The organism is Pseudomonas moraviensis subsp. stanleyae, assembly GCF_036283065.1.
GTDB classification, from domain to species: Bacteria; Pseudomonadota; Gammaproteobacteria; order Pseudomonadales; family Pseudomonadaceae; genus Aquipseudomonas; species Aquipseudomonas stanleyae.
In genome coordinates this window covers 200,412-217,482 of record NZ_JAADJI010000011.1, presented here as the reverse complement: position 1 = coordinate 217,482, position 17,071 = coordinate 200,412, and the positions used below count along the sequence as shown (strand labels likewise).

Below are 17,071 nucleotides of genomic sequence, written 5' to 3'. Positions count from 1 at the left end.
TCCGCGGTGCCTGAATGCTGCACAAACAAATGTGGGAGCGAGCCTGCTCGCGAAAGCGGGGGATCAGCCAACATGGTTGTCGACTGACACTCCGTTTTCGCGAGCAGGCTCGCTCCCACAGGGGTATTGCCTGCGTCTGGATTACCCGGTTACTGGCCCGGCACATCCTTGCGCAGTTTCACCGGGTCCTGCTGTTGTTTCTTCTTGGCCATCGCGCCGCGAAGCTTGATGTTGATCGCTTCCACCGCCAGCGAGAACGCCATGGCGAAGTAGACGTAGCCCTTTGGCACATGCACGTCGAACGATTCGGCGATCAGCACGGTGCCGACCACCAGCAGGAACGACAGGGCGAGCATTTTCAGCGACGGGTGCTTGTCGATGAATTCGCTGATCTTGCCCGAGGCCAGCATCATCACCAGCACCGCCACGATGATCGCCGCGACCATCACCGGCACGTGGGAAACCATGCCCACCGCAGTGATCACCGAGTCCAGCGAGAAGACGATATCGATGATCGCGATCTGGATGATGGTGTAGAGGAAGTTGCCGCCCTTGCCCGAAGGCGCGTCGTCGCTTTCGTCTTCGCCTTCCAGTGCGTGGTACATCTCCTGCGAGCTTTTCCACAGCAAGAACAGGCCACCAAAGAACAGGATCAGGTCGCGACCGGAGATGCCTTGGCCGAACACTTCGAAGAGGTCGGCAGTGAGGCGCATGACCCAGGTGATCGACAGCAGCAACAGGATCCGCGTGACCATGGCCAGGCCAAGACCGAAGATCCGGGTGCGCTGCTGCATGTGCTTGGGCATGCGGCTGACCAGGATCGAAATCATGATGATGTTATCGATACCGAGGACGATTTCCAGGGCGGTCAGGGTAAAGAAGGCAACCCAGATTTCGGGGTTGGTCAGCCAATCCATGTGTATTCCTTTGAGCAATTGTTGAACCGAAAAAGGTCCTGGCTTCAAACCGCGAAGCCAGGACCCGCAACGGTGAGTCTTGGGCTTATAGAGTGCTGAACACCGGGAAAGTCCCCAACAGCAGTGCAGCAATCAGAATGCAGATACACACCAGAATCGCCCATTTCAGGGTGAAACGCTGGTGATCACCGAAATCGATGCCGGCCAGCGCCACCAACAGATAGGTCGACGGCACCAACGGGCTCAGCAAGTGGACGGGCTGGCCGACGATCGAGGCACGGGCCATTTCCACTGCAGTGATCCCATAGTGACTGGCCGCTTCGGCCAGCACCGGCAACACCCCATAGTAGAACGCGTCGTTGGACATGAAGAAGGTGAACGGCATGCTCACCAGCGCCGTGATCACTGCCAGGTACGGGCCGAGGAACTCCGGAATCACCGCCAACAGGCTTTTCGACATCGCATCGACCATGCCGGTGCCCGACAGGATACCGGTGAAGATACCGGCCGCAAAGATCAGCCCGACCACTGCCAGCACGCTGCCGGAATGCGCGGCGACGCGATCCTTCTGCATTTGCAGGCATGGGTAGTTGACGATCATGGCAATACTGAACGCCACCATGAACAGCACCGGCAACGGCAGCAGGCCGCCGATCAGCGTGCACATCAGGCCGAAAGTCAGTGCGGCGTTGAACCAGATCAGCTTCGGACGGCGTGCGTCGGGGAATTGCGAAACGCTGATCTCACTGTGATCGATCTCATCGCCGACCAGATGCAGTTCGCCGAGACGGGCACGCTCACGCTTGCCGTAGAAGTAGGCAATCAGCAGGATCGCCACGACACCGGCGGCCATCGCCGGGATCATCGGTACGAAAATGTCCGACGGATCGACATGCAACGCACTCGCGGCGCGGGCGGTCGGGCCGCCCCACGGGGTCATGTTCATCACGCCGCCGGCGAGGATGATCAGACCGGCCATGATCCGCGGGCTCATGCCGATGCGGCTGTACAGCGGCAGCATCGCGGCCACACAGATCATGTAAGTGGTCGCGCCGTCACCATCGAGGGAAACGACGAGCGCCAGAACGGCGGTGCCGACCGAAACTTTCAGCGGATCGCCCTTGACCAGTTTGAGGATCTTGCGCACGGCCGGGTCGAAGAGGCCGGAGTCGATCATCAGGGCAAAATACAAAATGGCGAACATCAACATCACGCCGGTCGGCGCCAGTTTGGTAATGCCCTCGAGCATCATCGGACCGATCTTCGGCGCGAAACCGCCGAACAGGGCGAACAGAATCGGGATGATGATCAGAGCGATCAGCGCGGACAGGCGCTTGGTCATGATCAGGAACATGAACGTGATGACCATGGCGAAGCCAAGGAAAGTCAGCATGGGAATACTCCAGGCGTAGCGCGGCTAATGGAATGAGCGGATCGGGCGGGATCAGCGCAGAACGGGAAGCACGAGGCGGACGGGCGGAGTGACCAGCAGGAAGCGGGAGAAACGGCGGGTTGCAGAGGACATCAGAATCACCATTGTTGTTGTTAATTGGGCCGGGCCTGTGGAGAAAACACGGGTCTTGGGCCAACCGGTCTATTGCCGGGAGTGGGGCGATCCTAATCGGGGAAGCTTTCAGCTACCTTTCGCTGATGAAAGCGATGAATGAACGGTCAACCGGCGGTCGGATGCAGCGAGAGCCAGTAAATACGGGAGAAGAGCGTTGGAAACCAACCAGGCACATAACGGCGGCTGTCACTGCGGACACATCCGCTATCAGTTCAGCGCAGCGCTGCATGATATCGCTCACTGTCATTGTTCGATCTGCCGCAAGGTCAGCGGCGGCATCGTCACCACCTGGATAACCGTGCCAGCGGCGAGTTTCCAATGGCTGGCCGGGACGCCGGCACGCTATGACTCGTCGACCAGTTGCGCACGGTTCTTCTGCGCAAACTGCGGTGCGCAACTGGCGCTGGTGACTTCGCTCAGCCCAGACAGCATCGACGTGACCATCGCTACGCTGGATCACCCGGAAACCACGCCGGCCGAGCGGCATATCTGGACCGACAGCCGCTTACCCTGGCTGCATCTGGATGAGCATCTGCCGGGCGAAGCCGAAGAAACCCTCGATTAGAACACCGACAGATTCAGCGGCCGCACCGCGCCCATCCAGATCGCGTGTTCGGTGTGATCGAGCAAATCATCGCCAGTGTCCGGGTGCAGGAACACCACCAGGCCTTTGCGGTTGAGCGCCAGCCATGGCAGCACCTCGCCGATCAGCTCGGGGCCGAAGGCCAGTTGGCAGCTCCAGTCGGGGTGCGGTCCCACCGGGCGTTCGTGCACGCGGCCCATTTTCAGCGCAAACAACTGCGCGGCCTGTTCGCACAAGGCCCGCGCCTGGTCGATGGTTTTCGCGTCGAAATAGACATGGGCGTGATAGCCCTTGATCCCTTGCATCGTGTCGCCTCTCAATCGGTTCGAACCCTTGGCTGTTTCCACCGTCACAGGCCATATAGGACAACTATAAGGAAAACAGCCATGAAAAATGCCGAAACCCCAGTGGTGAAAGTGGTGCTCTATGGTGCCATGGCCAGCCTGGGCGGTGCGTTGATGGCTGAATTGCTGCGCCGCCAACACGAAGTCATCGCCATTCTCGACGATCTGACGGCGCTGGCGCCGCGTCCGGGGTTGCGCACCAAGACCGGCGATCTGTTCGATGCCGAGCGGGTCAATCAGAGCGTCGCCGGCAGTTCGGCGGTGATTTGTCTGCTGGATGCGCCGGGGCTACCGTTCAGCAGCGACCATGTCGAACGTTCGGTGACTCTCGGTCCGGTCGAGCAGGTGCTGGCAGTCGACGCACTGGTCGAAGGTTTGCAACTGGCCAGCGTGCCGCGCCTGTTTCTGGTCGGCAACTTCGGTGTGCTCGACGAGCCGGACAATGATGAGCGTCTGCAACGCCACGCCGCCGAAGAAATCCTCGAGGCAGTGCAAAGCAGCTCACTACGCTGGACCCTGGTCAATGCTCCGCATGGCGTTGCCGGGTTGACCATCGAGCACTTCAGTCAGGTTGGCGGCAATCTCGAGCCGGGGCTGGCCGAACCACTGGAGCGCTTGAATCGCGTGGCGGTTGGGATTGCCGATGAGCTGCGGCTGAATCTGCATGTCGGCGAGCATGTGAATTTTGTGGCGGCTTCAGATTCGTAAAAGATCGCACCTGTAGGAGCTGTCGAAGGCTGCGATCTTTTGCTCTTCATACCGCAATAGAAGGCAACGCCAACCCGTTCAACGATTGCGCACTGCTCGCCTGCTCGGCCATCAACCAGTCAACGAACTGTTGAATCAGCGCACCCCGGCGCTTGCGTTGCGGCAGCACCACGTAATACCCCAGTCGCGACAACGTGGTTTGCGCCAGTGGCCGGCACAGCAAACCTTGCACCAGCAAGTTATCCACAAGGTGCCGCCAACCGATCGCCACGCCTTGCCCGCCGATCGCCGCTTGAATCAACAAGGTGTAATTGTCGAAGCGCAACTGCCCCGGCGCTGGCGGCGTGGTCAGGCCCAGTTGGCGGAACAGCCCGCTCCAGTCGAACCAGTTGCTGCTGTTTTCGCCGCGCAAATGCAGCAGAGGAAATTCCAGCAGAGCCTGCGCGGGCAGCGGCGGTGAGCGGTCCTTGAGCAGCAGCGGACTGCACACCGGGAACACTTCTTCGCTGAATAGCCAATGGCTCTCGCCCTGCTTGAAGCGACCGTCGCCAAACAGAATCGCCACGTCGATGTCGGTGCGCAGCATGTTGTGATTGCGCTCGCTGGTGACCAGGCTGACATCGATATGCGGATTGGCTTCGTGGAAGCGGTGCAGGCGCGGCATCAGCCAATAGGCGGCGAAAGCGAAATCCGTGGCTACCTGGAGCACTTCATGTTGCTGCTGCGTGCTGATCGCGCTCAAACCTGCGTCGATGTTCTGCAAACCGAGGGCAACTTGCTCGAAGAGCAGGGCGCCGACCTCCGTCAACTCGATGCCCCGATAAATGCGATCGAACAGACGCGTACCCAGCCGTTCTTCCAGACGTTTTATCTGCTGGCTGATCGCCGGTTGCGTGGTCCCGAGCTCTACCGCAGCAGCGGTAAAACTGCGATGGCGGGCCGCCGCCTCGAAGGCACGCAGCAGATCGAGGGACAGGTCACCAAGGGCATCATACATAAGCTGTGCTTATCCTAGTCATTGTCTGGCGCGGGCTTTACCGAAACAGGCATGGACTCCATGCTCGATCGCAGCACTCTCGCATAAATATTCAACATGGAATGCCGCGATCACATGAAGCGCAAGAACATTCTTTTCATCATGGCCGATCAAATGGCCGCGCCAATGTTGCCGTTCTACGGCCCATCGCCCATCAAACTGCCGAATCTGTCCCGCCTCGCCGCCCAGGGCGTGGTCTTTGATGCCGCGTATTGCAATAGCCCGCTGTGCGCGCCGTCGCGTTTTACCCTGGTCAGCGGTCAGTTGCCGAGCAAGATCGGCGCCTACGACAACGCCGCCGATTTCCCTGCCGATATCCCGACTTATGCGCATTACCTGCGGCGTCTCGGTTACCGCACCGCGCTGTCGGGCAAGATGCATTTCTGCGGGCCGGATCAGCTGCACGGTTATGAAGAACGCCTGACCAGCGATATTTATCCGGCCGATTACGGCTGGGCGGTGAACTGGGACGAGCCCGATGTGCGGCCGAGCTGGTATCACAACATGTCATCGGTGCTGCAGGCCGGGCCGTGTGTGCGCACCAATCAGCTGGATTTCGACGAAGAGGTGGTGTTCAAGGCCCAGCAATATCTGTTCGATCACATCCGCGAGGACGGCGAGCAGCCGTTCTGCCTGACTGTGTCGATGACCCATCCGCACGATCCGTACACGATTCCCAGGGCTTTCTGGGATCTGTATGACGATGCCGATATCCCGTTGCCTACAGCCTTGAACCAGGACGAACTCGATCCGCACTCGCAACGGCTGCTCAAGGTTTATGACCTGTGGGACAAGCCACTGCCTGTGGATAAAATCCGCGATGCGCGCCGCGCCTACTTTGGCGCTTGCAGTTATATCGACGCCAATGTCGGCAAACTCCTGCAAACCCTCGAAGAAACCGGACTGCTCGACGACACCATCATCGTCTTCTCCGGTGACCACGGCGACATGCTGGGCGAGAAGGGCCTCTGGTACAAAATGCACTGGTTTGAAATGGCCGCGCGGGTGCCGCTGCTGATCAGCGCACCGGGCCAGTTCGAGGCGGGCCGGGTCAGCGCCGCCGTCTCCACCGCCGACCTGCTGCCGACGTTCGTTGACCTGGCCGGTGGCACGCTTGAGCCGGGCTTGCCGCTGGATGGCCGTTCGTTGCTGCCGCACCTGCAAGGGCAGGGCGGGCACGACGAGGTGTTCGGCGAATACATGGCCGAAGGCACTGTCAGCCCGCTCATGATGATCCGCCGCGGCGCCTACAAATTTATCTACAGCGAAAGCGACCCGTGCCTACTCTTCGATGTGGATAACGATCCGCGCGAAGAAGAAGAGCTGAGCCAGTCGCCGCAACATCGTCAGCTGTTCGTAGAGTTTCTCGCTGAAGCACGGGCCAAGTGGGATATCCCGGCAATCCATCGGGACGTACTGGCCAGCCAGCGCCGACGCCGTTTCGTCGCTGACGCGTTAACCATCGGCAAGCTGAAGAGCTGGGATCACCAGCCGCTGGTCGATGCCAGTCAGCAGTACATGCGCAACCACATCGACCTTGATGATCTGGAGCGCAAGGCCCGTTATCCACAACCCTGCCAAAACCAATAACGTTAAGGGGAAGTCCATGCGCAAGTTATCCACAGCTGTCACCGTTGGCCTGTTCGCATTGAGCAGCGCCTCGGCCTTTGCCGAGCAAGGCTGCGAAACCGTGAAGATGGCCGATCCGGGCTGGAGCGACATCGCCGCAACCAATGCCATCACCGGATTTCTGCTGGACGGCATGGGCTACAAGGCCAAGGTTGACACCCTCGCGGTGCCGATCACCTTTGGCGGTTTGAAGGATGGCCAGGTTGACGTGTTCCTCGGCAACTGGATGCCAGCGCAGCAGGGCTTCTACGACAAGTTCGTCGCCACCGGCGATGTGACGCAATTGGCGAAGAACCTCGAAGGCACCGAATTCACCCTCGCCGTGCCCGACTATGTCTGGGAGGCAGGTGTGCATGATTTTGCCGACCTGAACAAATTCGCCGAGAAGTTCGACAAGAAGATCTACGGCATCGGCTCGGGCGCGCCAGCGAACATTTCGCTGCAGGAAATCATCAAGAAGAACGACTTCAACATGGGTCAGTGGAAGCTGATCGAATCCAGCGAGCAGGCGATGCTCGCCGAAGTGTCTCGAGCGGTGAAGAAACAGAAATTCGTCACCTTCCTCGGCTGGACCCCGCACCCGATGAACGTGCAACTGAAAATGCGCTACCTGAAGGGCGGCGAAAAATACTTTGGCGATACCGGCAACGTTTTCACCCTGACCCGCAAGGGCTACGCCGAGGCCTGCCCGAATGTGGGCAAGTTGCTGACCAATCTGGCATTCACTCAGGACATGGAGAACAGCATCATGGCCGAGGTGGTGAACAAGAAGATCAGCAATGCCGAGGCGGCGAAGGCGTGGATCAAGGCCAATCCGGCGGTGCTGGACAAGTGGCTCGATGGCGTGAAGACCGTGGATGGCAAGGATGCGTTGGTGGCGGTGAAGGCGAAGCTTTGATCTCAGGGTTGCTGGAATAGCGTTTGGCTGGAGATTTTTGCCCCCTCACCCCAGCCCTCTCCCCCAAGGGGGCGAGGGGGAAAGGGGGCCGATCTTCATCGCTGCCAGAATCTGAGTTCGACGCTGTTTTTTCAGGTCGATGTATCCAGCTCAAACACCGCGGTCAGTCCCCTCTCCCTCCGGGAGAGGGTTAGGGTGAGGGGCTTTTCCACCTGACACCCTGATACCCTGAACAAAACCCCAACCGCGAGGACCCATGGCCTTTCCCAGCCGTCATTCACTATTCCCTTTCCTGACCTGGTTACCGCGGCAAACCCGCGCCAGCGTCGGCCGGGACCTGATCGTCGGCCTCAGCGGTGCGATTCTCGCCTTACCCCAGTCGATTGCCTACGCACTGATTGCCGGGCTGCCACCGGAATACGGCCTGTACGCGGCGATCATCCCGGTATTGATCGCGTGCCTGTGGGGTTCGTCATGGCATCTGATCTGTGGCCCCACCGCAGCGATTTCGATTGTGCTGTACGCCAGTGTCAGCCCGCTCGCGGTGCCCGCGTCCGAGGACTACATCACCCTGATCCTGCTGCTGACGTTCCTCGCCGGGATTTTCCAGTGGCTGCTCGGTCTGCTGCGCTTCGGCGCGCTGGTGAATTTCGTTTCGCATTCGGTGGTGCTCGGCTTCACGCTCGGTGCCGCCGTGGTGATCGCCATCGGCCAATTGCCCAATCTGCTTGGGCTGGAGTTGCCGGCCAACACCACAGCGCTCGCCAGCCTGATGGACCTGTTGCGGCATCTTGGGGCTGTGGATAAACCTTCGCTGATCCTCGGCGTCGCCACGGTAATCGTCGGCGTGGCGCTGAAAAAACTTCTGCCGCGCTGGCCGACGCTGTTGATCACCCTGGTGCTGGCCAGCCTGCTGGTGTGGATCTGGCCAGGGATGTTCGGCCATGTGCATCTGGTCAGCGCTTTCGTCGGGCGCTTGCCGCCGTTCAGCACTTTGCCGCTGGATCTTGAAGTGATCCTGCGCCTGCTGCCGAGCGCCGTGGCGGTGGGCATGCTCGGGCTGGTTACCAGTCTGTCGATCGCCCGCTCGATTTCGGCGCGCTCGCAACAGTTGCTCGACGCCAATCAGGAAGTCCGCGCACAGGGTCTGTCGAACATCGTCGGTGCGTTCTTTTCCGGGTCGCTCTCGGCCGGATCGTTTACCCGCTCGGGATTGAGTTACGAGGCGGGTGCCTGCTCGCCGCTGGCCGGGGTGTTCTCGGCGATCTGGGTGGCGCTGTTCGCAGTGTTCGGCGCAGGGCTGATCGCGCACATTCCGATCCCGGCCATGGCCGGCAGCATTCTGCTGATCGCCTGGGGGCTGGTCGATCACCGCGGCATTCGCGCCTTGCTGCGGGTCAGTCGCGCCGAGTTTGTGGTGATGGCGTTGACCTGCCTGGCGACCTTGCTGCTGGAACTGCAGACGGCGATCTACGCCGGGGTGCTGGCGTCGCTGTTCTTCTACCTCAAACGCACTTCGCAGCCACGGGTGCAGCATTGGCGCGACGGTGACGACGATGTGCTGCGGGTGGGCGGCTCGATCTTTTTCGGCGCCAGCCATTACCTGCAAGTGCGCCTGCAACGTCTGCATGGCGCGCGGGTAGTGATCGAGGCGCAGCAGATCAACTTTATCGATTACTCGGGTGTGGAGATGCTGCACCAGGAAGCGCGGCGCCTGCTGGGCCAGGGTCGCAGCCTGACCTTGCGGCGCGCGCGGCCGCCGGTGGTGGAGGAGTTGAGGAAGCTGGAAGGGGCGCAGAAGTGCCCGATCAGGTTTGAGGATTGATCTGATATCGCGGTGATGCGATTCGCGAGCAGGCTCGCTCCCACATTGGTCGCATTTCAATGTGGGAGCAAAGCTTAAAGGGCCAACTGGCGGCGCAGCTCGGCTAGCACTGGCGCGGTATCCGGGCGCACACCGCGCCACAGCCAGAACGCCTCGGCCGCCTGTTCGGCGAGCATGCCCAGACCATCCATCGCCAGCGCCGCGCCGTGCTCAGTGGCCCAGCGGCAGAACGCGGTCGGTTCCTTGCCGTACATCATGTCGTAGCACAGGGTCTGGCCCGGCTCGATCAGGCTTGGCGCGATCGGCGGCACGTCACCGGTGAGGCTGGCGGAGGTGGCGTTGATGATCACGTCCACCGGCTCGCGCAGCCAGTCGAAACCACTGGCCGACACTGGCCCCAGATCGCAGAACAATTCCGCCAGCAGCTCAACCTTGGCCACCGTGCGATTGGCGATGATCACCGAGGCCGGTTTCTCCGCCAGCAACGGCTCCAGCGCACCCCGCACCGCGCCACCGGCGCCAAGCAAAAGGATACGTTTACCGGTCAGGCTGAACCCGGCATTCACCGTCAGATCGCGCACCAGTCCGGCGCCGTCGGTGTTGTCGCCGAGCAGTGAGCCGTCGTCCAGTTTGCTCAAGGTGTTCACCGCACCGGCGCGCTGAGCGCGGGCGGTCAGGCTGTTGGCCAGACGATAAGCGTCTTCCTTGAACGGCACCGTCACGTTGGCGCCGCGCCCCTCTCGAAAGAACGCGGTGGCGCAGCCAGCAAAATCGTCGAGCGGCGCCAGCAGCGTGCTGTAATCGAGGCGCTGACCGGTCTGCGCGGCGAACAGTTGGTGAATCATCGGCGACTTGCTGTGGCCAATCGGGTTACCGAAAACGACGTAACGATCCATCACCCGTCCTCAGGCCTCGGCCAGCCAGTCGCGATCCTGCAGGAAGTACTCGGTCAGGCGCGCTTCTGCGCTGCCCGGTTCAGCCTTCCAGTCATAACCCCAGCGCACTTGCGGCGGCAGCGACATCAGAATCGATTCGGTACGCCCGCCAGATTGCAGGCCGAACAGGGTGCCACGGTCGTAAACCAGGTTGAACTCGACGTAGCGGCCACGGCGGAATTCCTGGAATTCGCGCTGCTGAGCGGTGAAGGCGTCGTTCTTGCGCCGTTGCACAATCGGCAAATATGCCTCGATGTAGGCGTCGCCGATGGCGCGCATGAAAGCGAAACTGGTATCGAAATCCCACTCGTTCAGATCGTCGAAGAACAGACCGCCAATGCCACGTGGCTCATGACGATGTTTGATATGGAAGTAGCTATCGCACCAGGCCTTGTAGCGTGGATAGACGTCCGCACCGAACGGCGCACAGGCTTGCTCGGCGACGCGGTGCCAGTGAATGCAATCTTCCTCAACGCCGTAATACGGGGTCAGGTCGAAACCGCCGCCGAACCACCAGACCGCTTCTTCGCCTTCTTTTTCAGCAATGAAAAAGCGCACGTTGGCGTGGGAGGTCGGCACATGCGGGTTGTGCGGGTGAATCACCAGCGACACGCCGAGCGCCTCGAAACCACGCCCGGCCAGTTCCGGCCGATGGGCGCTGGCCGATGGCGGCAGGCCGCTGCCAAACACGTGGGAGAAGTTGACGCCGCCCTTTTCGATCAGCGTGCCGTTTTCCAGCACACGGGTGCGCCCGCCACCGCCCGCCGGCCGGGTCCAGGCGTCTTCGACGAAGCATTTTCCGCCGTCTTCGGTTTCCAGCGCAGCGCAGATACGGTCTTGCAGATCGAGCAGATAGGCCTTTACGGCGTCGGTGCGGGTCGTCATGGCTTCACCTTGAATCGGGCGGCGCCCCGGCAGGCGGGCGGCGCAAATGGGCGCACAGCATACCATCGCAGACCGGCGCGCCGCAGTTGACGAAGATCAACCAGCGGAGTTGGATAGAGGGCTTAGCGACGATCCAAGGAGAGCAGGCAGATGGCAAAGCGTATCCAGTTCCGCGCCCACGGCGGTCCCGAAGTGCTCGAATATGTTGACTACGAACCCGCCGCGCCCGGACCGAATCAGGTGCGCGTGGCCAACCAGGCGATCGGCCTGAATTTCATCGACACCTATTACCGCAGCGGTCTTTATCCGCCACCGGCGTTGCCGTCTGGCCTGGGTTCGGAAGGCGCCGGCACCGTCGAGGCAGTGGGCAGCGACGTCACCCGTTTTAAAGTCGGCGATCGCGTGGCATACGGCAGCGGCCCACTCGGCGCCTACAGCCAGGTACATGTTCTGCCGCAGGACAATCTGGTGCACCTGCCCGATGAAATCAGTTTCGAAACCGCCGCCGGGGTCATGCTCAAGGGCCTGACCGTGCAGTACCTGCTGCGCCAGACCTACGAACTGCAGGGCGGCGAAACCATTCTGTTCCACGCCGCAGCGGGCGGCGTCGGCTCGCTGGCCTGTCAATGGGCCAAGGCGCTCGGCGTGAAGCTGATCGGTACCGTCAGCTCGAAGGAAAAAGCCGAACTGGCCAAGGCCAACGGCGCCTGGGCCACCATCGATTACAGCCATGAAAACGTGGCCGAGCGCGTGCTGGCCCTGACTGACGGCAAGAAAGTCCCGGTGGTGTATGACGGCGTCGGCAAGGATACCTGGCTCACGTCCCTGGACAGCGTGGCGCCGCGTGGCCTGCTGGTGAGTTTTGGCAATGCTTCGGGCGCGGTCGACGGCGTCAATCTGGGCATTCTTGCCGCGAAGGGCTCGCTGTACGTCACCCGGCCGACGCTGGCGACCTACGCCAACAATGCCGAGAATCTGCAACGCATGGCCGACGAGGTGTTCGAGATGATCATCAGCGGCAAACTGAAGGTCGACATCAGCCAGCGCCATGCATTGGCCGATGCGGCGAAAGCCCAAACCGAACTGTCGGCACGGCGCACTACCGGCTCCACGATTCTGCTGCCATAACGCTTGAAGTTGCTACCCGGCGAACTCTTCCATGAGTTCGCCGAGTATCTTCCCGCTATATCAAGTACATCTTTCGATGAAGTTTCTTCGAGGCCGGCCGACGGTTGGCAAACTTCCTGCGCAACTTCTTCGACTCAAGGACCAGCCACTTCTCAGCCCACTCATCGATGATCGGCGGATCAATACTGACGGTTATATTCATCACGATACTCCGGCTGATGTGCGTTGATGTTTACAGGATGATCAAGGGCCATGAGTATTTGTCGCCACTCGGCAGACAACAGCCAATAATCGCCACGGGCGCGTTGTTCGAGATGCATCGCGTGCGAAGCGATCGGTGTCAGGCCGAAACGCTGGAACAGCTGCCGCTGCGGCGATCTGCACAAAGCCGTCACCCCTTGATATCCGCGATCGATCGCCCACTCGGCAGCAGTGGCGAGCAGACCATTGATCGACACGGGCCGATGCTGCTGGGAATGGGTAATCAGGCGGCTGAACTCGACATGCCGCGCCAATGCCATGGTGGGCGAGACATGATGCTGCGCCAGTGAGGCCCACTCGAACGGCGCCGGAGTTGCCCGCAACACCGCAATGAGTTGGTCACGCTGGTAGAGCAAAAAGTGCGTACTGCGCGAAGTGAGCGCCAAGCGGTTTTCCAGCGCCCGGGCTCTTGAGGTGAGCATGTAATGCTGCAATCGCAGGCGAAACTGCCGGCCAATGAAACGCTCGAATTCTCCGGCGTCCGATCCCGCCTCAAGAATGGCCACACGATAATCGACCTGTTGGTTCTTGAGTGTTTCCTGAAAGCCCTGCAGATAATCCTTTAGGTGTAAATCCGTAATATCCATTACTTCTCCGCAGCCATTAACATTTCGAAGTTGTTTCAAGCACATTGAAAGAATGGATGCTTTTGGAAATCTCGCCACTGCACGCGTTCTGATAATCACGTGGGAAAACTTACAGATATTGCAGACTCAAAGATTCGTCTGACGCATGAAAGAACAATAGCGACGGATAAACGTTAAACGGATGCAGGAATAGTGCAGGCATGCGTAGAACTCCTCGGCGATACCGCCGAGGAGTCCGCAAAAACACAGAAGAACCGGGGTCAGTCAGGACGAATCACGTCACCGCTGGCCAGGTCGCGAATCACGCTGGGGTTCTTGCGTCCGCCAAGGCTGCCGCCCAGCACCAGGTCAACCTGCCCACGGAAATACTGCTCGACCCGCAAGCGCGTGCGTGCCGGCGGTCGCCCCTGCGGGTTGGCCGACGTCGAGATCAGCGGCCCGACCAGCGAGCACAAGTCGCGCACTTGCGGGTGATCACTGACCCGCAGCGCCACGGTGTCATGCACACCTGTCACCCATTCCGGCAACAGGTTCTGGTGCGGCACCAGCCAGGTGTTCGGCCCCGGCCAGGTGCTGGCCATGCGGTCGATCCAGTCCTGCGGGAAGTCCTCGAACAGGAAATCGAACTGGCGGATATTGTCGGCGACCAGGATCAGCCCTTTGCTCACCGAGCGATTCTTGATCGCCAGCAAGCGGTCCACTGCGTCTTCATTCCACGGGTCGCAACCCAGCCCCCAGACGGCTTCGGTTGGATAGGCAATCACCGCGCCGGCGCGAACTTCACGCGCGGCTTGTTGCACACGCCAACTGTTGACCATGAAAAAACTCTCCACAAACAGGTTTCGCGCAGTTTACCGATCTTCCTCGTAAAACCTAGCTTGACCGCGCCAACCAGCGGCCGTTTTCGCATACCGCACGGCCCTCGATCTCCAGCTCGGTCAGCGCTGCCAGCACTTTCGGCAGCGCCCAGCCACAGCTCGCGGCCAGGGCTTCACTGGTATGCGGCGCAGCGTGCAGCAGCGCAAGCAAAGGGTGGTCAGCCTGGGTTGGCGTTGTGGATAACAGCGGCTGTTGCCAGCCGCGCAGGGCTTCGAGGATGTGTTCGATGGTTTCCACCAGCACCGCGCCGTCGCGAATCAACTGGTGACAGCCCCGTGCGCCGGGGTGATGGATCGAGCCAGGAATCGCGTAAACCTCGCGCCCTTGCTCCGCCGCCAGCCGCGCGGTAATCAATGAACCACTGGCAACGCTGGCCTCGACCACCAACACACCGAGGGACAAACCGCTGATGATGCGGTTGCGCCGGGGAAAGTTGCTTGCGCTCGGCCCGGCGTCCAGCGGAAATTCGGAAAGCACCGCGCTGCCCGAGGCAACCATTGCCTCAGCCAGGCGTTTATTGCGTTGTGGATAAAAATTTTCCAGCCCCGTGCCGAGCACACCCACGGTCAAGCCGCCGATGTCCAGCGCGGCCTGATGCGCAGCGGCATCGATGCCCAGCGCCAGACCACTGGTGATGACAAAACCGGCACCGGCCAGACTGCGGGAAAATGCCGCCGCCGTGTCCATCCCGGGACGCGAGGCGCGGCGGCTGCCGACCATAGCCAGCTGCGGTTTCTCCAGAATCGACGGATCGCCGGCGACGAATAACAGCGGTGGTGGATCGGGAATTTGCGCCAGCAACGCTGGGTAATCCGCTTGATCCCACATCAGCAAATGCTGGTCGGGATGCTCTAGCCAGCGCATTGCGTGGCTGGCGCCGTCGCGCACGGTCGGACAGCGCCGCGCCTCGGCACAGGCGGCCGGCAACCCCAGCGAGCGCCAGGCACTGGCCGGCGCGCTGATGGCTTTCGACGCCGAGCCAAAGGCTTCAAGCAATTTGGCAAAACGTTTTGGGCCGATATCCGGCAGGCGATGCAGGCGCAGGCGCGCCTCCAGTTCTGCCGGAGAAACGGCCGTACTGACAGACAACATGAATGGATCATCCTTGATCGTTCTATGCTCCGAACCATTCGGAACAAGCTGTGGATAACTCTGTTGGTAACTTGTTAAGCAAGCTTACGGATTTCGCACCTTGTCGAGCACCGCCAGCGAGCGTGACGCGTTGAGCACCAGGCCGTAACTGAGCTTGTCGTAGGTGCGGAACACCATCAGCAGGCCGGCGCGTTCATCGGGAATCTTCAGCGGCTGGCCGGTGATGCGGTCACGCACGGTTTCACCGGTTTTCATCACCGCCAGGACATTGCCTTCGGCCAGACCATCGCGCTTGCCCTTGTTCAGGGTGACCACGTCCATCACGCCGATCTGCGTGACGCCGCGCGGCACATCGATGATCACGCCGTCGATGGAACGCTTCGGCGCGCTGGGCATGAAGGTCGAATTGATCGAGCGTTCTTCACCGCCGAACAGGCGGTCACCGAGGCGCACTTCCTGGGTGGTGCGCTGCAGGGCGAGAGTGGCGACGTCGCCTTCGGTGGCAACAATCTCGCCGCCACCGATATCGTCGGCATTGATGCCAAGAAACTCCTTGGTCTGCGGGTCGGTGTAGACCTTGCCCTGGCGGAAGATACCGTACACCGGTTGCTCCGGATCGAAATGGCCGCGGGCGAAAATGCGATCACCGGTACCGCTGAGCACCCGTTCGGCATCGCCGGCAACGATATATGGCGCCTTGTCGAAGTCTTCAGCCTTGTCGACGATGCGGTTGCTCAGCAGAAAGCTGTTGATCGATTTCAGTGGAATGCTCGGAATCGCCTCGGCCACCGGGCTGGTGCGGATCCGTGGCGAGAGCTTGATGGTGCCGCGCGACTCGCCACGGTTGACCGTCAGTTGCGGCTGGCCGTTGACGTAGCTGAGGGTCAGCGTGTCGCCGGGGTAGATCAGGTTGGGGTTTTCGATCTGCGGGTTGGCCCGCCACAGTTGTGGCCATTGCCAGGGCTCGCGCAGGTATTTGCCGGAAATGTCCCAGAGGGTGTCCCCGGAAACCACCTTGTATTGCTGTGGAAAACCATCCCTGAGTTGCACTTGCCCTTGAGCGCCGCCGGCCGCAGCCAGAAGCAGCAGGGCGAGTAGTGTTTTCCTCATGCAGTGAATCCCTTTATCATGTGCATTCGCGTGAATCGTCAGAGCCCCCGTGGCTCGCTTCTGTTTTCGGAAGCTACGCTTCACAACGGTAGCCTGCATCTTCGGACCCGCCAGGCCATCGACCCGACTTTACTCAACGTGTGCAGCAATCGAAGCCTATGGCCATTTTAAACATCCTCGAATTTCCGGACCCACGTCTGCGCACTATCGCCAAACCAGTGGCCGTAGTGGACGACGAAGTGCGTCAGTTGGTCGACGACATGTTTGAAACAATGTATGAAGCGCCGGGCATCGGCCTCGCCGCGACCCAAGTCAACGTGCACAAACGTATCGTCGTGATGGACCTGTCCGAAGACCGAACCGAGCCACGGGTGTTCATCAACCCCGAGTTCGAACCGCTGACCGACGACATGGACCAGTACCAGGAAGGCTGCCTCTCGGTACCGGGCTTCTACGAAAACGTCGACCGCCCGCAGAAGGTCAAAATCAAGGCGCTGGACCGCGACGGCAAGCCCTATGAGCTGATCGCCGAAGGCCTGCTCGCGGTGTGCATCCAGCACGAATGCGACCACCTCAACGGCAAATTGTTCGTTGATTACCTGTCCACGCTCAAACGCGACCGGATCAAGAAGAAGCTGGAAAAGCTGCACCGCCAGAACGCTTGATGCCCCTCTTCAAAGGCTTGCT

Annotated in this window: 17 protein-coding genes; 7 read left to right on the top strand and 10 right to left on the bottom strand. The window is 60.7% G+C overall.

From position 1 onward, the window contains the following. Positions 1-149: 149 nt before the first annotated feature. Positions 150-917 (bottom strand): TerC family protein, encoded by a 768-nt coding sequence (locus GXB78_RS21045; protein ID WP_042608270.1) that lies wholly within the window; start codon positions 915-917, stop codon positions 150-152. A gap of 85 nt (positions 918-1,002) precedes the next feature. Beyond that, complete coding sequence (locus GXB78_RS21040) at positions 1,003-2,310, bottom strand: CitMHS family transporter (protein ID WP_042608269.1); 1,308 nt, start codon at positions 2,308-2,310, stop codon at positions 1,003-1,005. Positions 2,311-2,638: 328 nt separating this feature from the next. On the opposite strand from GXB78_RS21040, the gene GXB78_RS21035 reads away from it, so the two are divergent. Beyond that, positions 2,639-3,049, top strand: a complete 411-nt coding sequence (locus GXB78_RS21035) for a GFA family protein (RefSeq protein WP_329516824.1) — start codon at positions 2,639-2,641, stop codon at positions 3,047-3,049. On the opposite strand, the gene GXB78_RS21030 is transcribed toward GXB78_RS21035, so the two are convergent. Continuing rightward, positions 3,046-3,372 (bottom strand): DOPA 4,5-dioxygenase family protein, encoded by a 327-nt coding sequence (locus tag GXB78_RS21030; protein ID WP_042608267.1) that lies wholly within the window; start codon positions 3,370-3,372, stop codon positions 3,046-3,048. The two genes, GXB78_RS21035 and GXB78_RS21030, sit on opposite strands and share 4 nt — an antisense overlap. Positions 3,373-3,453: 81 nt before the next feature. On the opposite strand from GXB78_RS21030, the gene GXB78_RS21025 reads away from it, so the two are divergent. Further along, positions 3,454-4,119 carry an NAD(P)-dependent oxidoreductase gene (locus tag GXB78_RS21025; protein ID WP_329516823.1) on the top strand — a complete coding sequence of 222 codons (666 nt, stop codon included), beginning with the start codon at positions 3,454-3,456 and terminating at the stop codon, positions 4,117-4,119. 46 nt (positions 4,120-4,165) lie between these two features. Here GXB78_RS21025 and GXB78_RS21020 read toward each other — a convergent pair whose 3' ends face one another. Next, on the bottom strand, positions 4,166-5,116 hold the full coding sequence (locus tag GXB78_RS21020; RefSeq protein WP_329516822.1) for a choline sulfate utilization transcriptional regulator: 951 nt from the start codon (positions 5,114-5,116) through the stop codon (positions 4,166-4,168). A gap of 114 nt (positions 5,117-5,230) precedes the next feature. Between GXB78_RS21020 and betC the strand changes: the two genes are divergently transcribed. The 3 genes from betC to GXB78_RS21005 all read left to right on the top strand — a co-directional run bounded on the left by betC (position 5,231) and on the right by GXB78_RS21005 (position 9,507). Further along, entirely contained in the window at positions 5,231-6,745 is a 1,515-nt protein-coding gene (gene betC, locus GXB78_RS21015) for a choline-sulfatase (RefSeq protein WP_329516821.1), read from the top strand. Positions 6,746-6,761: 16 nt separating this feature from the next. Next, on the top strand, positions 6,762-7,682 hold the full coding sequence (choX, locus tag GXB78_RS21010) for a choline ABC transporter substrate-binding protein (protein WP_329516820.1): 921 nt from the start codon (positions 6,762-6,764) through the stop codon (positions 7,680-7,682). Positions 7,683-7,938: 256 nt separating this feature from the next. Beyond that, the gene (locus tag GXB78_RS21005; RefSeq protein WP_329516819.1) at positions 7,939-9,507 is read left to right on the top strand and encodes a SulP family inorganic anion transporter; all 1,569 of its coding nucleotides are present in this window, start codon (positions 7,939-7,941) and stop codon (positions 9,505-9,507) included. 74 nt (positions 9,508-9,581) lie between these two features. Here GXB78_RS21005 and aroE read toward each other — a convergent pair whose 3' ends face one another. Together aroE and hemF are read right to left on the bottom strand one after the other, a co-directional pair. After that, positions 9,582-10,403 carry a shikimate dehydrogenase gene (aroE, locus tag GXB78_RS21000; protein ID WP_329516818.1) on the bottom strand — a complete coding sequence of 274 codons (822 nt, stop codon included), beginning with the start codon at positions 10,401-10,403 and terminating at the stop codon, positions 9,582-9,584. Between the two features lie 9 nt (positions 10,404-10,412). After that, complete coding sequence (gene hemF, locus GXB78_RS20995) at positions 10,413-11,327, bottom strand: oxygen-dependent coproporphyrinogen oxidase (RefSeq protein ID WP_329516817.1); 915 nt, start codon at positions 11,325-11,327, stop codon at positions 10,413-10,415. A gap of 150 nt (positions 11,328-11,477) precedes the next feature. On the opposite strand from hemF, the gene GXB78_RS20990 reads away from it, so the two are divergent. Then, positions 11,478-12,455, top strand: coding sequence for a quinone oxidoreductase family protein (locus GXB78_RS20990; RefSeq protein WP_329516816.1), 978 nt, complete (start codon positions 11,478-11,480; stop codon positions 12,453-12,455). Between the two features lie 179 nt (positions 12,456-12,634). Here the strand turns inward: GXB78_RS20990 and GXB78_RS20985 are convergent, their stop codons facing one another. The 4 genes from GXB78_RS20985 to GXB78_RS20970 all read right to left on the bottom strand — a co-directional run bounded on the left by GXB78_RS20985 (position 12,635) and on the right by GXB78_RS20970 (position 16,384). Then, the gene (locus tag GXB78_RS20985) at positions 12,635-13,402 is read right to left on the bottom strand and encodes a hypothetical protein (protein WP_329516815.1); all 768 of its coding nucleotides are present in this window, start codon (positions 13,400-13,402) and stop codon (positions 12,635-12,637) included. 161 nt (positions 13,403-13,563) lie between these two features. After that, positions 13,564-14,121 (bottom strand): L-threonylcarbamoyladenylate synthase, encoded by a 558-nt coding sequence (locus GXB78_RS20980; protein WP_329516814.1) that lies wholly within the window; start codon positions 14,119-14,121, stop codon positions 13,564-13,566. Positions 14,122-14,176: 55 nt separating this feature from the next. Then, positions 14,177-15,274, bottom strand: a complete 1,098-nt coding sequence (gene dprA / locus GXB78_RS20975) for a DNA-processing protein DprA (RefSeq protein ID WP_329516813.1) — start codon at positions 15,272-15,274, stop codon at positions 14,177-14,179. An 84-nt stretch (positions 15,275-15,358) separates the two neighbouring features. Next, positions 15,359-16,384: a LysM peptidoglycan-binding domain-containing protein gene (locus GXB78_RS20970; protein WP_329516812.1), complete on the bottom strand. Its 1,026-nt coding sequence runs from the start codon at positions 16,382-16,384 to the stop codon at positions 15,359-15,361. A 158-nt stretch (positions 16,385-16,542) separates the two neighbouring features. On the opposite strand from GXB78_RS20970, the gene def reads away from it, so the two are divergent. Then, a complete protein-coding gene (def, locus tag GXB78_RS20965) occupies positions 16,543-17,049 on the top strand; it encodes a peptide deformylase (protein WP_042608254.1) in 507 nt (168 codons plus the stop codon). Positions 17,050-17,071: the final 22 nt, after the last annotated feature.

Bases quoted from the DNA above. Each gene is read 5' to 3' on its own strand.
- GXB78_RS21005 (WP_329516819.1), top strand. From the start codon at position 7,939: ATGGCCTTTCCCAGCCGTCATTCACTATTCCCTTTCCTGACCTGGTTA.
- GXB78_RS21020 (WP_329516822.1), bottom strand. From the start codon at position 5,116: ATGTATGATGCCCTTGGTGACCTGTCCCTCGATCTGCTGCGTGCCTTC.
- hemF (WP_329516817.1), bottom strand. From the start codon at position 11,327: ATGACGACCCGCACCGACGCCGTAAAGGCCTATCTGCTCGATCTGCAA.
- GXB78_RS20970 (WP_329516812.1), bottom strand. From the start codon at position 16,384: ATGAGGAAAACACTACTCGCCCTGCTGCTTCTGGCTGCGGCCGGCGGC.
- betC (WP_329516821.1), top strand. From the start codon at position 5,231: ATGAAGCGCAAGAACATTCTTTTCATCATGGCCGATCAAATGGCCGCG.
- GXB78_RS21025 (WP_329516823.1), top strand. From the start codon at position 3,454: ATGAAAAATGCCGAAACCCCAGTGGTGAAAGTGGTGCTCTATGGTGCC.
- GXB78_RS20980 (WP_329516814.1), bottom strand. From the start codon at position 14,121: ATGGTCAACAGTTGGCGTGTGCAACAAGCCGCGCGTGAAGTTCGCGCC.
- choX (WP_329516820.1), top strand. From the start codon at position 6,762: ATGCGCAAGTTATCCACAGCTGTCACCGTTGGCCTGTTCGCATTGAGC.
- GXB78_RS20990 (WP_329516816.1), top strand. From the start codon at position 11,478: ATGGCAAAGCGTATCCAGTTCCGCGCCCACGGCGGTCCCGAAGTGCTC.
- GXB78_RS21045 (WP_042608270.1), bottom strand. From the start codon at position 917: ATGGATTGGCTGACCAACCCCGAAATCTGGGTTGCCTTCTTTACCCTG.
- dprA (WP_329516813.1), bottom strand. From the start codon at position 15,274: ATGTTGTCTGTCAGTACGGCCGTTTCTCCGGCAGAACTGGAGGCGCGC.
- GXB78_RS21030 (WP_042608267.1), bottom strand. From the start codon at position 3,372: ATGCAAGGGATCAAGGGCTATCACGCCCATGTCTATTTCGACGCGAAA.
- GXB78_RS21040 (WP_042608269.1), bottom strand. From the start codon at position 2,310: ATGCTGACTTTCCTTGGCTTCGCCATGGTCATCACGTTCATGTTCCTG.
- def (WP_042608254.1), top strand. From the start codon at position 16,543: ATGGCCATTTTAAACATCCTCGAATTTCCGGACCCACGTCTGCGCACT.
- aroE (WP_329516818.1), bottom strand. From the start codon at position 10,403: ATGGATCGTTACGTCGTTTTCGGTAACCCGATTGGCCACAGCAAGTCG.